General features: G+C 70.5%; 8 protein-coding genes and 1 pseudogene. 3 read left to right on the top strand and 6 right to left on the bottom strand.

Annotated elements, in window-relative coordinates; all coding sequences use genetic code 11:
• The first annotated feature begins 42 nt into the window (after window positions 1–42).
• On the top strand, window positions 43–1,413 hold the full coding sequence (locus IF29_RS0130780) for a carboxylate--amine ligase (protein WP_157624010.1): 1,371 nt from the start codon (window positions 43–45) through the stop codon (window positions 1,411–1,413).
• Between the two features lie 177 nt (window positions 1,414–1,590).
• Window positions 1,591–2,388, top strand: coding sequence for a LacI family DNA-binding transcriptional regulator (locus IF29_RS0130775; protein ID WP_051726241.1), 798 nt, complete (start codon window positions 1,591–1,593; stop codon window positions 2,386–2,388).
• A gap of 54 nt (window positions 2,389–2,442) precedes the next feature.
• Here IF29_RS0130775 and IF29_RS0130770 read toward each other — a convergent pair whose 3' ends face one another.
• From IF29_RS0130770 to IF29_RS0130745, 6 genes are all read right to left on the bottom strand, one after another.
• Entirely contained in the window at window positions 2,443–4,095 is a 1,653-nt protein-coding gene (locus IF29_RS0130770) for a glycoside hydrolase family 13 protein (RefSeq protein WP_030261698.1), read from the bottom strand.
• A gap of 99 nt (window positions 4,096–4,194) precedes the next feature.
• On the bottom strand, window positions 4,195–6,846 hold the full coding sequence (locus tag IF29_RS42505) for a discoidin domain-containing protein (protein WP_037597215.1): 2,652 nt from the start codon (window positions 6,844–6,846) through the stop codon (window positions 4,195–4,197).
• Between the two features lie 210 nt (window positions 6,847–7,056).
• The gene (locus IF29_RS0130760; protein WP_232242672.1) at window positions 7,057–8,691 is read right to left on the bottom strand and encodes a glycoside hydrolase family 13 protein; all 1,635 of its coding nucleotides are present in this window, start codon (window positions 8,689–8,691) and stop codon (window positions 7,057–7,059) included.
• 54 nt (window positions 8,692–8,745) lie between these two features.
• Complete coding sequence (locus IF29_RS0130755) at window positions 8,746–9,639, bottom strand: carbohydrate ABC transporter permease (RefSeq protein ID WP_030261694.1); 894 nt, start codon at window positions 9,637–9,639, stop codon at window positions 8,746–8,748.
• Between the two features lie 5 nt (window positions 9,640–9,644).
• A complete protein-coding gene (locus IF29_RS0130750; protein WP_030261693.1) occupies window positions 9,645–10,592 on the bottom strand; it encodes a carbohydrate ABC transporter permease in 948 nt (315 codons plus the stop codon).
• A gap of 103 nt (window positions 10,593–10,695) precedes the next feature.
• A complete protein-coding gene (locus IF29_RS0130745) occupies window positions 10,696–12,090 on the bottom strand; it encodes an extracellular solute-binding protein (RefSeq protein ID WP_084715245.1) in 1,395 nt (464 codons plus the stop codon).
• A 292-nt stretch (window positions 12,091–12,382) separates the two neighbouring features.
• Between IF29_RS0130745 and IF29_RS42500 the strand changes: the two are divergent.
• Window positions 12,383–13,184, top strand: a pseudogene (locus IF29_RS42500) (LacI family DNA-binding transcriptional regulator).
• Window positions 13,185–13,380: the final 196 nt, after the last annotated feature.

The following is a 13,380-nucleotide window of genomic DNA, read 5'->3' as shown; positions in this document are numbered from 1 at the left end:
GTCGGACCTCCTCGGCGCGGATCATCTTCCAGTGGACAACAGGTGCGGCCACGGCGCGCGGCGGGCGGCCCGCCGCAGGGCGTCCCCGCTCGCGGCGGCCGGTACCGGCTCGGACAATGGGCTGCACCTGGCCGGACGCCGCCGCCCGGCCGCTTCGAGGTCGCCATGGTCGCCCTGCAAGGTCCCGAGCCGGACCGTACGGTCCCTGCGCTGCTGGTCAAGATCGGCCGCTATCCGCAGCACGCCGGTGGCGTCGGCGTGCTGCGGACGCTGGGCCGGACCGGGGTGCCGGTGCACGCGATGGTCGAGGACCGGTTCACCCCGGCGGCGGTGTCCCGCTACGCGGCCGGACGGTTCGTCACCCCCACCACCGGCCTGGAGCAGCCGGCCGCGCTGGTGGACCTGCTGCTGGCGGTTGGCCGGGCGATCGGCCGCCGCAGCGTCCCGGTGGCCACCGACGACGAGGCCGCGCTGCTGCTGGCGGAGCACGCCGACCGGCTGTCCGAGTGGTTCCTGCTGCCGCCGGTCCCGGGCAGCCTGCCGCGGCGGCTGGCCGACAAGGGCGGGCTGCACCGGCTCTGCCTGGAGCACGGCACGCCGACCCCGCGCTCGCGGGCCCCGGCCGACCACGACGGGCTGGTGGCGGCGGGCCGCGACTGGGGCTACCCGCTGGTGCTGAAGAACCTGGAGGCGTGGACCCGGCTGCGGACCCCGGCGGTCGGGCACACCACGGTGGTGCGCGACGAGCGCGAGCTGCTGGCCGCCTGCCCGCCGGGCCGCATGCCGTCCGTCCTGGTCCAGGAGTGCATCCCCAAGGAGCAGGCCGAGGACTGGTTCACCCATCTCTACTGCCCGGCCGACGGCGGCCGTCCGCTGGTCCTCACCGGGTTCAAGATCCGCTCCTGGCCGCCGGACGCCGGGGTGACCACCCGGGCCCGCGCGCTGGACAACCCGTTCCTGGCCGAGCTGGCCACCGAGTTCTGCCGCCGCATCGGCTACCGCGGTGTGGCCGACCTGGACTGGCGGCTGGACCGCAGGGACGGGCAGTACAAGCTGGTCGACTTCAACCCGCGCACCGGCGCCCAGTTCCGGCTGCTGGAGACGGTGGACGGTCTGGACGTGGTGCGCGCCCTGCACCTGGACCTGACCGGCCGGCCGCTGCCGCGCGGTGCGCAGGCACCGCCCCGCAGTTTCGGTCTCGGGCAGCTCGACCTGCTGTCCGCGGCGGTCCGCGGCTGGCAGCTGCGCAATCTCCCGGGGGACCTGCTGCCGCGCCGGGGCACCGAGCGCGCCTGGCTGTGCCGGGACGACCCGGCCCCGGCGGCGGCCGAGGCGGTCCGCTTCGCCGGCACCGTGGCCCGCCGGGCCGGCCCGCTCACCGGCCGCGCCTGGCGCCGGGTGCGCTCCCGGTAGACCCGGCGCTGCCTGCTGGACGACGACCCCTCGGGGCAGGCACGATGTCCCTGTCCGGAAGTCCGAGCTCAGCCGCTTGCGCAAATAGTCGACATCGCAGCGCATGGACTGGATATCTTCTTGCAATGCACCAATGGGCCTATGCAAATAGGTGGGAGTGCATGCCATAGTCGTTGCATGACTCGTAGACTCGCGGAAGTCGCCAAGAGGGTCGGCGTCAGCGAAGCGACCGTGAGCCGTGTCCTGAACGGCAAGCCCGGCGTTTCCGACACCACCCGCCAGTCCGTGCTGACCGCCCTGGACGTGCTCGGCTACGAACGCCCCACCCAACTGCGCGGCGTGCGCGCCCGGTTGGTCGGCCTGGTGCTGACCGAGGCCGAGTACGTGACCATGCTGCTGGACCAGCAGGTCTCCGGCGTGGTCTTCTGCGGCGGCCTCAGCGCCGACGAGTACCGGCAACTGCTGGGCCGCGGCGTCCCGGTGGTGCTCCTCAACGCCGCCGTCGACTACTCCGGGGTGCAGCAGCGCGAGCCCGCGTACGGTCCGGCCCCCGCCCGGCTGGGCTTCCCCCAGGTGTCCACCGACGACACCTCCGCCGTGGAACAGGCCTTCGCCCATCTGACCTCGCTCGGCCACCGCCGGATCGGACTGCTGGTCGGCCCCGAGGACCACACCCCCTCGTTGCGCAAGATCGCCGCCTTCCGCTCGCTGACCGCCCGTGCCGGCGGCCGCGAGGACCACCGCATCGGCTCGGCCTTCATGAACTACACCGACCCGCCGCTGACCACCCTGCGCCAACCCATCGAAGCCATGGCCAAGGCCGCCGTCACCCTGCTGGTCAACCAGATCCAGGGCGGCGCACCCACCCCCAAGGAACTGCTGCACGAACCCGAACTGGTGGTGCGCGGCTCGACCGGCCCGCGCACCGACCCGGTGCGCGAGGCCGAGGAGTTGACCCGCCAGGTGGGGGTGTGACGACGGGCGCGGGGTGCGGGGACCTTCCGGTCCCCGCGCCCCGCGCCCGTTCGGTCAGCCCGGTTCGGCGCAGCTCAGCCACACCGTGGTGTTGGCCGGCACCACGGCAGTCGCCGCCATGGGCACGCTGGCCAGCAGCGGTTCCGCTCCCTCGGGCAGCGGCACCGGGGTGTCGGAGAGGTTGACCAGGCAGCGGAAGGACCCGCCGCGGGCGAAGTACAGGGTCCGCCGGTCCGGTTCGGCCAGCCAGCGGAACCGGTCGCCGTGCAGTTCCGGGCGGTGCCGGCGCAGGCGCAGCGCCTCGCGGTAGAGCTCCAGCGTGGAGCCGGCCGTGCCGCTCTGGGCTGACACGGTGCGCCCGGCCCAGTCGGCCGGCTGCGGAAGCCAGGGCGGCGCCGGGGCGCCCTGCGGGCTGAAGCCGAACGGGGGCGCCTGCCCGCTCCAGGGGAGCGGCACCCGGCAGCCGTCGCGGCCGATGTCCGCGCCCTGGGTGCGGAAGAAGTAGGGGTCCTGCCGGGACTCGTCGGGCAGGTCCTGGACCTCCGGCAGTCCGAGCTCCTCGCCCTGGTAGATGTAGGTGGAGCCGGGAAGGGCCAGGCTGAGCAGGAACGCCGCCCGGGCGCGGCGGGTGCCCAGGGCCAGGTCGACCGGCGCGCCGTGCTGGGCCGGGCTGCGACCCATCGAGGTGTCCGCGCGCCCGTAGCGGGTGACGTGCCGGGTCACGTCGTGGTTGGACAGCACCCAGGTGGCCGCCGCGCCGACCGGGGCGTGGCCCTGCAGGGTGGAGTCGATGACCTCCCGCAGCCGCTCCGCGTCCCACGGGCAGTTCAGGTAGTCGAAGTTGAAGGCGGTGTGCATCTCGTCGGGGCGCAGGTAGGCGGCCAGCCGGTCGGGCCGGTCCAGCCAGACCTCGCCGATCAGCGCCCGCGGTTCGGCGTAGCTGTCGGCGACGGCGCGCCAGCCACGGTAGATGCCGTGCACCTCGTCGCGGTCCACGTACGGATGCGGCACCGGCGGGTGCTCCGGGTCGAAGTCGGCCAGGTCCGGGTCCTTGGCCGGCATGGTGGCCGAGTCGATCCTGACCCCGTCCACGCCGCGGTCGAACCAGAACCGCAGGATGGACTCGTGCTCCTCGGCGACCTTGGGGTTGTTCCAGTTCAGGTCGGGCTGCTCGGAGGCGAACAGGTGCAGGTACCACTCCCCCGGGCTGCCGTCCGGGTCCGGCACCCGGGTCCAGGCCCGGCCGCCGAAGACCGAGTCCCAGTTGTTGGGCGGCAGTTCGCCGTTCTCGCCGCGTCCGGGGCGGAACCAGAACAGATCGCGCACCTCGGAGCCCGGCTCGGCGGCCAGTGCCTCCTGGAACCAGGCGTGCTGGTCGGAGAGGTGGTTGGGGACCACGTCCACGACCACCCGCAGGCCGAGCCGGTGTGCCTCGGCGATCAGCGCCTCGGCCTGTTCCAGGTCCCCGAAGACCGGGTCGATGCGCCGGTAGTCGGCCACGTCGTAGCCGGCGTCGGCCATCGGCGACAGGTACCAGGGATTGAACCAGAGCGCGTCGACGCCCAGTTCGGCGAGGTAGGGCAGCTTCGCACGGACCCCGGCCAGGTCGCCGATCCCGTCTCCGTCGGCGTCGGCGAAGGAGCGTACATAGACCTGGTAGATGACGGCGTCACGCCACCACTCGGCGGTCTGTACACGAATAGCCATGGCGGGGAATCTCCTTGCCCGTTGAGTGAAGAAGAGGCGTCCGGGGTGCGTGAGGTCAGGGATCGCGCATCCCGGACGCCGGTCCTGCGGCCTGCGCGGCTATCCGAAGATCTCGAACTCGGACAGCTGCGCCGCCGTCCAGCCGGTGTTGCCGGTGACCGAGAGCTGCAGGTACCGGTCGTTGGTGCCCGGCGGCAGGGTGATGGTCACCTTGTTCTGGGTGGCCGGGTCGAAGGTGTAGTCAGCGGAGGGGACCAAGGTGGTGAAGTCCGTCCCGTCAGTGGAGCCGAGGACGGACAGTGTCTGCACCCGGCTGCCCCAGTTGGAGGGCAGCGTGAGCACCACACTGCTCTCCGGCTGCACCGAGCCGAGGTCCGCGGTGAGGGTCTGCGGGAAGGGCTGACCGTCCTCGCTCTCCCAGTAGGAGCCGTCGTTGTCGTCGTTGGCGTTGGTCGCCGGGAAGTACTCCAGCGAGCTGCTCGCCGTCATGGTGGCGTCCAACGCCAGATTGCTGGGCGGTGCCACGCCGCCGGTGCCGCCGATCGGGTCGGTGTCGCCGACGAGCTGCACCGTGGCGGGGCGTCCCTCGCTGCTGGGGACAGTCAGCGTGCCCTGGGTGATGCCGGCCGCGCCCGCGGTGTAGGAGACGTCCACCATGCACCAGTTGGCGCTGTCGGTGGGCGAGGTCGGGTGCAGCGAGGTGGCGCAGGGGTAGGTCGGGTCGGGGGTGACCGTGAAGCCGGCGCTGGCCGTGATCGTGCCCAGGGTGGCGGAGGCGGTGCCGGTGTTCATGACGGCGATCCGCTGCACCGGGGTCGCGGTGCCGACGGTCGCGTTCTCGAAGGTGGTGGTGGAGGGGTAGGTCCACAGCGGGCTGGTCCCCGGCATGCCGCAGGTGGAGCTGGACCAGCCGAAGTCGCCGGGGCCGCGATTGATGGCGAAGCCCGCGCCGCAGCTGAAGATCCCGGACTTGCCGACACCGGTGGCCACCGTCCCGGACACCGAGACGGAGCCGGGGGCCTGGTCCTGGAACACGTAGCTGCCGACGCCGGCGACCAGGTTGTCGTTGATGCTGACGTTCCTGACGCTGTGTCCGGCGGTCGGCGGGGTGGTGACCGCCGAACCCGTGTAGGCGTTCGAGTTCTGGAACATGAACGCCGAGTAGGGGCTGTCCAGGAGGGCGTTGCCGGTGATGTTCACCGCCGAGTCCATGTCGCCCTGCTGCGGGTCGAACCAGATGGCCCCGACGCCGTAGTCCCATCCGGGGTCCCACTGGCCGGTGCGCGCCAGGACGTTGCCGGTGATGTCCAGCGGGCCCGACATGCGCACCGAGTCGAAGCGCTGGCCGATACCGATGCCGCCGCCGCGGGTGACGGTGTCCTGCAGCAGGTTGTCGCTGATGACGTCACCGGCCCCGGAGCCGTAGACGCCGATGTTGTTGGCCAGTCCGGGCGAGTCCACGGTGTTGTGGGTGAGGGTGTCGTCGGTGTCGCCGTAGTTCTCGGACCACAGTGCCAGGCCGTCGTCCTGGGTGTTGCGCAGGAAGTTGTCGCGCAGCAGTGCTCCGGTGACCGGGCCGTCGGCGGCGTTGAGGTTGATGCCGTCGGCGGTGGTGTCCTGGATCCGCAGGTTGCGCATCGTCAGCTTGCTGCTGGGGCCGACGATCCAGGCTCCCACCTTCTCGTTCTGGATCCACACGTCGGAGATGGTGGAGTCGCTGAACCCGCCGTTGAAGCCGGTGTCCTCGCTGTTGCTGTCGTCCCGCACGTCGACGTTGCCGAACATCGCCAGCCCGGAGATGTCCACATGGCTGCTGGGCGGGTTCTGCTGCCCGTTGAACTCGACGTTCCTGCCGGTGAGCAGGGTGTACCACTCGCCTGCGCCGGCGATGGCGATGGCGTTTACGTTCAGCGGGCTGCTGACGGTGTAGGTGCCAGGGGGCAGGTAGAGGCCCTGTCCGGCGGCCGAGGCGGTGTCGATGGCATGCTGCAGGGCCCCGGTCACGTCGGTGGCGCCGGTGTTGTCCACGTTGTACGGGGCCTGGGTGACGTCCGCGTACCCGTCCGGCTTGGCCGTCGGGGCGGCGACCTGCTCGAAGTCGGCGGTGTTGATGGCGTACCAGGGCGCGTTGTCGCCGGGGTCCACCTGCAGTCTGACCACGGTGCCGGCTGGCAGGGTGGTGGCGAACCGGTATCTGACGTCGTTGTAGAAGTCGTGCGGCACCTGGCCGTCCGGCACTCCGGTGCCCGGGGTGTTGCGGAACGGATAGGTGCCGTAGAGCCAGCTGAACTGTGAGGTCAGCGACAGCGCGGTGGTGGCCCTGCCGTCGACGTAGAGGCTCAGCGGGGCAGTGATGCCGCCGCCGTGCAGCGAGTCCGGGATCGCGTAGTGGAAGTCCACCGCGTTCGCGGCCCTGGTCAGACGGAAGCTCACATACTGTCCCTGACCCACGAGTTGGACGGCCTGGCGACCGGTCGCCTCGGCGGCGAGGCTGCCGTACCGGTAGTCGGGGCCGAGCACGGTCCCGTTGGTGTGCGCGAACGGGCTGGTGGCCGCGTTGTACTCGGTGAACGGCACAGCCGCGCCCGGCGCGGCGGGCACCCCGGTCGCGGCGGCGGCGCCGGTCGACGGAAGGGTCAGGGCGAGGGCAGGGCCCGCGAGCAGCGCGGCCGTGATGGCGGCGCGCAGGCGGCGGCTGCTCCGGGGGGTGCCGCGCAGCGGTCTGCGGCTCGGGGCTACGGGGATGGACACGGGACGACTCCTTGGGAATCGGGTGGTACCCGGGCAGGGGAGGTGGAGCCTCCGGCGACGGTGGGGAGTGGACCGGCGACAGGCACGTCGGCCGGGACGCTTCGGCCGGAGGCTCCGGGCCGCGCCACCACCCCTCGAGGCGGCGCGACCGGTTGTACGGCTGCGGTACGGCGCAGGGATCCGCGGTGGGCAGGCCGCCGGGACCGCGGGTCAGGCCGTCCGCAGCCAGACCGTGGTGTCGGGCGGCAGCAGGCCGCCGTCGAGGGGGGCGCTGCTGAGCAGCACCGAGGTGTGGTCGGGCAGGAGTTGCGGGGTGGGGGCGAGGTTGACGGCGCAGGTGAAGTCCGGGCCCCGGCGGAAGGCCAGCACCTGCGGGTGCGAGCCGGTCCAGTCCATCGGTCCGTCGCCGAGGCCGGGCTCGGCCCGGCGCAGCCGCAACGCGGTGCGGTACAGCGTCAGCATCGAGTCGGGGTCCTGGTTCTGCGCGGCCACCGAGAAGTCGCTCCAGCCGGCGGGTTGCGGCAGCCAGGGCTCGGCTCCGCCGTCCGGGCCGAATCCGGCCGAGGGAGCGCTCCCGTCCCAGGGCAGCGGGACCCGGCAGCCGTCGCGGCCGGGGTCGGCGCCCGCGGTGCGGTGGTGCATCGGGTCCTCGATGCGGTCCGCCGGGATGTCCTCCACCTCCGGCAGACCCAGCTCCTCGCCCTGGTACAGGTACACGGACCCCGGCAGCGCCAGCGTCAGCATCGCCGCCGCCCGGGCCCGCCGGGTGCCTGTGGCCAGGTCCGTCGCGATCCCGTACCCCTTGGTCGCGAAGTCGAAGCCGGTGTCCGCCCGGCCGTAGCGCGTCACCGTCCGGGTGATGTCGTGGTTGGCCAGCACCCAGGTGGCCGGCGCCCCCACCGGCGCGTGCACCGCCAGTGTCGTGGTGATCTGCTCCCGCAACTGCTGTGCATCCCACGGACAGGCCAGGAAGCCGAAGTTGAAGGCGGTGTGCAGCTCGTCGGGGCGCAGGTAGCGCGCGAACCGCTCGGGATCCGGCAGCCACACCTCCCCGATCAGCGCCCGCGGCTGGGCGTACGAGTCGGCCACCCTGCGCCAGGACCGGTAGATGTCGTGCAGTTCGTCCCGGTCCACATAGGGATGCGGCACCGGCGACGCGGCCAGGTCCGGCAGCGACGGGTCCTTGGCCACCTCCGCCGCGGAGTCGATGCGCACTCCCGCCGCACCTCGGTCGAACCAGAACCGCAGTACGTCCTCGTGCTCCGCACGCACCTGCGGATGGCCCCAGTTCAGATCCGGCTGCTGCGAGGCGAAACGGTGCAGGTACCACTGCCCGTCGGCGACCCGCGTCCAGGCCGATCCGCCGAACTGCGAGGGCCAGTCGTTCGGCGGCAGTTCCCCGTCCGCGCCACGCCCCTCACGGAACCAGAACCTTGCCCGCTCGGGCGACCCCGGGTCCGCCGCCAGCGCCTGTGCGAACCACCGGTGGGTGTCCGAGACGTGGTTCGGCACGATGTCGACGATCGTCCTGATCCCCAGGTCGGACGCCTCGGCGATCAGCTTCTCGGCCTCGGCCAGCGTCCCGAACACCGGATCGATGTCCCGGTAGTCCGTCACGTCGTAGCCGCCGTCCGCCATCGGCGAGGGGTACCAGGGGTTGAACCACAGGGCGTCGACCCCGAGTTCCGCCAGATAGGGCAGCCGGGAGCGCACTCCGGCCAGATCGCCGACGCCGTCACCGTTGTCGTCCGCGAAGCTGCGGACGTAGACCTGGTAGATCGCGGCGCCGCGCCACCAGTCGGCGGGCACGTGTGCCTGGTCCGGGTTGTGGTCGATGTGTTGCACGGCGGTGTCTCCTCAAGGCAGGGGGTGCCGGTCGGGGCAGGGTCGGGGAGACGCTCAGCCCTTCATGCTGCCGGCGGTGAGGCCGGCCATGATGTTCCGCTGGAAGATCAGGAAGAACACGATCGTCGGCACGCAGGCGATGGCCAGCGCGGCGATGAGCACGTTCTGCGGGATGCCCACGCTCAGCTGGTTGAGGCCGACGTTGACGCTCTGCACCGAGGTGTCGGTGAGCACCAGCAGCGGCCACAGGAAGTCCTTCCAGACACCCACCACCGCGAAGATGGACACCACGCCCAGGATCGGACGTGAGATCGGCAGCACGATGGACCACAGCGTGCGCAGCGGTCCGGCGCCGTCGACGGCAGCGGCGGCCAGCAGTTCGGTGGGGATGGAGTCGAAGAACCGCTTCAGCAGGAAGATGTTGAACGCACTGGCCACCGAGGGCAGCCAGATCGCCCACGGCGTGTTGAGCAGGCTCCAGTGCACGAACGGCAGGCTGTTGGCGGTCAGATAGGTCGGCAGGGCGATGACCGTGGTGGGGATCATCAGGCTGGCCAGCATCGCGAACAGCACGGCGTTGCCGAACACCGGGCGCAGCTTGGAGAAGGCGTAGGCCGCGGCCACGTCGAACACCAGCTGGAAGGCGAGCGCGCCCAGTGCGTACATCACGGTGTTCAGGATGAGCCGGCCGAGGTCGGCGTCGTTCCAGGCGGCGACGTAGTTCGACAGGTGTACCTGGTGCGGGACCACGGTCGGCGGGGTCCGGATGATCTCCTGGGAGGACTTCAGGCCGCCGCTGGCCATCCAGTAGAGCGGGAACAGGAAGACCGCCGCGAACAGCACCATCAGCGTCCAGAAGACGGTCCAGTACACGGTGCGGCCGACCGGGCGGTCCAGCTGGACCTGCGAGACCAGGGTCCGGGTCCGGGGTTCGTGCGCTGCTGCCATGGCGGTCACTCCTCGCCCGCACGGCTGCTGAGCCACAGGTAGCCGCCCGCGAATCCGACCAGGACCAGCAGGAGCATGCAGCCGAGCGCCGAGGCGCTGCCGTAGTTGTTGAAGTTGAAGGCGTACTGGTAGATCAGGTAGACCACGCTGGTGGTGTCGTTGGAGGCGCCGGTGATCACATAGGGCTCGGTGAAGACCTGCATGGTGCCCACGATCTGCAGCATCAGCATCAGCGAGAGGATCAGCCGGGTCTGCGGGACCGTCACGTGCCAGATCCGGCGCCACAGCCCGGCCCCGTCGATCTCGGCGGCCTCGTAGATCTCGCCGGGGATGCCCTGGAGCGCGGCGAGGTAGACCAGCACCGTGCCGCCCATGTTGATCCAGGTGGAGAAGAGCACCAGGCAGAGCACCGCGAGGGTGTGCGAGGACTGCAACCACTGCACCGTCGGCAGGTGCAGGAGGTGCAGCACCCCGTTGAACAGCCCGGAGTCGTCCGGGCTGTAGAACCAGCGCCAGAGGAAGGCCGCGGCCACCGGGGGCATCATCACCGGCAGGTACACCAGCAGCCGGAAGTAGGACCGGGCGTGCCGCAGCTCGTTCAGGACGATCGCGGTGAAGAACGGGACCGCGTAGCCGAAGACCAGCGCGAAGAGGGTGAACAGCCCGGTGGTGCGCCAGGCGCTCCAGAAGTCCGGGTCGGACATGATGTGCTGGTAGTTGCGCAGTCCGACCCACCTGGTGGCGCCGGCGAAGTTGGTGACCTGGAAGCTCATGATCACTTCACGGATCATCGGGTACCAGGAGAACAGTGCGAAGCAGATCACCGCTCCGAGCAGGAACAGGTAGCCGGTGGCGTTGCGCCGCAGCCTGCGGCCGAACGAGGCCCGCCGTGCGGGCCTGGCCGCCGCCTTCAGGTCGCGGGCCACGGCGTGGGTCACGTTGATCGTCGCCATCTGGGTGGGTCTCTCGTCCGAGGGGTTGCGAGGGGATCGGGGGACCGCCGGCCGGCCCCCGGAGGCGGATCGTGCTGCTCCGGGGGCCGGGGCGGTCCGGCTGCTACGGGGTGTTGGCCAGGATGCTGTTGGTCGCGGCCTTGAAGGTGTCCAGCAGCTGCTGGAGGTTGGCGTTGGGGTTGGTCAGCGCGCCGTAGACCGCCTTGTCGCCCTGGGCGTAGATCGCCTGTGCCTGCGGCGGCTCGACCAGCAGCTTCATCGTGGGCAGCGCGGCCACGTAGGAGGCGAAGTTCTGGACCGGGAGGTTGGCGTACTTGGCCATGGCGGTGGCGTCGCTGGAAGCGGTGGCCCCGGTCCACAGGTCCGGCTCGGGCAGGCCGACCGGCTCCTTCTGGGCGGCCCGGCGGGGGTAGTTGAAGTTCATGCCCTGGCCGGAGGTGAGGAACTCGTAGTTGACGAACTTGATGCCCGCCTCGATCTGGGCCGGGGTGTCCTTCTTGTTGAACATGTAGCCGTCGCCGCCGACCAGGGTGGCCTGCTCCCCGGGCATCGGCCCGACGGCCATGTCGTCGTAGGAGACGTGGTACTGGTCGTGGATGGTGGTGAGGGTGACCGGGTCGCCGACGTACATGCCGAGCTTGCCGGAGGCCATCATCTGCAGCAGGTCGTTGTACTGCAGGCCCTGCTTGGTGCCCATCACGTTGTCGGTGAAGCGCATCTTGTGCAGGAACTGCAGCACGGCCAGTCCGTTGGCGTCGTCGAAGTTCGCCGACTTGCCGTCCGGGGTGACCATGGTGCCGCCGCGCGAGTAGAGCTCGGCGGTGAAGTGCCAGCCGCCGGTGTTGGCCGCGCTGTAGTCGGCGTAGCCGACGTCGCCGCCGCCCAGCTTGCTGATGGCGATCGCGTCGGCCTCGACCTGGTCCCAGGTGGTCGGCGGCTTGTTGGGGTCCAGACCGGCCTTCTGGAAGAGGGTCTTGCTGTAGACCAGGCCGAGGCTGTAGTTGCCCTTGGGGATGCCGTAGAGGTGCCCGGAGTCGGTGCCGCCCTGCCGGTAGATGTTCAGCAGGGCCGGCTGGATGTCGGACAGCCCGTGGATCTGGCTCGCGTAGGACTGGATGTCGGCGGCCTGGCCGGATGCGACGACGTTGGCGCCGTCGGTGAAGTAGGTGTAGAAGACGTCGTCCATCTTGCCGCCGGCGAGCTTGGCGTTGAAGGTGGCCGGGTCGTCGCAGGGGTTGGCGTCGTCGCCCTTGACGGTGATGTTCGGGTTGAGCTTCTCGAAGGCGGCGACGTCGGCGAGCCAGTCGGCGCGCGGCTGCGCCTGGGTGGTGGGGGGCTCGCAGCCCACAGTGATCGTGACCGGCCCGTTGGCGGCGGGCGAGGCGGAGCCCGCTCCGGAGCTGGAGCTGCCACAGGCGCTGACGGTGAGTGCGAAACCTGCCGCAAGCGCGACGGTGACGGCCGTGCGGGCTCTTGAGCCCATGCTGCTACCAGTCATCTGAAGATCCCTGAGGGTGAGTAAGATGCGACGGCCGCCATGACAGCGCAGGCCGGACGGGTGGGTCGCGGGTCCGGGGCTGCACTTCAGACGCCACGGGGCCGGCGGCTTCGGCCCCCGGATCCGCAACCCCCCAGGTGAGGGGCTGATCGCTCCGGCGTGCTGCACAAGCTACGACGCCACCAACAGCCACGCAATAGCCAAACTTATTTACGCAAGAAGTCGACACCTCAGGGACTTTCCGACTTTTGCTTGCGCAAGCCAACGCAGATTCATGACATAGTTCTGTCCTATGACTCGTAGACTCGCGGAAGTCGCCAAGAGGGTCGGTGTCAGCGAAGCGACCGTGAGCCGTGTCCTGAACGGCAAGCCCGGCGTATCCGACACCACCCGCCAGTCCGTGCTGACCGCCCTGGACGTGCTGGGCTACGAACGCCCCACCCAACTGCGCGGCGTCCGCGCCCGGTTGGTCGGACTGGTGCTGCCGGAACTGCAGAACCCGATCTTCCCCGACCGAGGCCGAGTACGTGACCATGCTGCTGGACCAGCAGGTCTCCGGCGTGGTCTTCTGCGGCGGCCTCAGCGCCGACGAGTACCGGCAACTGCTGGGTCGCGGCGTCCCGGTGGTCCTCCTCAACGCCGCCGTGGACTACCTGGGGTTCCCGCAGGTCTCCACCGACGACACCGCCGCCGTCCAGCAGGCCCACGCCCACCTGACCTCGCTCGGCCACCGCCGGATCGGACTGCTGGTCGGCCCCGAGGACCACACCCCCTCCGAGCGCAAGGTCGCCGCCTTCCGGGCGCTGGCGCCGGCCGGCTCGCGGCAGCCGGTGGCGCACGCGCTCTTCTCCTTCGAGGGCGGCCAGGCCGCGGCCGCGGAGCTGCTCTCGGCCTTCATGAACTACACCGACCCGCCGCTGACCACCCTGCGCCAACCCATCGAAGCCATGGCCAAGGCCGCCGTCACCCTGCTGGTCAACCAGATGGGCGGCAATGCGCCGACCCCCAAGGAACTGCTGCACGAACCCGAACTGGTGGTCCGGAGTTCCACCGGCCCGGCACCGGTCAACCACGGGCAAGAACTCGACAGCTGACAGCAGTTAATTTCATGTCGGGTATCGAGGGGCGACCCTTCCTGGGGATTATTTCCCCAGGCCAGGCGGGTGCGAAAGTCGCGAAAGCGATCCCGCTGCTGTGACATCGAGAAATTTCTTATTTCTCGCCGGATATTGCCTGGAATTATCCGTAGCACTACCGTGCCGGTCAATTCGTTACGCCTCCTCCCACCCC

This window comes from Streptacidiphilus jeojiense (assembly GCF_000719095.1).
Taxonomy (GTDB): Bacteria; Actinomycetota; Actinomycetes; order Streptomycetales; family Streptomycetaceae; genus Streptacidiphilus; species Streptacidiphilus jeojiensis.
Note: the sequence above shows the minus strand (reverse complement) of the source record. Positions and strands in the feature narration are given on the sequence as shown.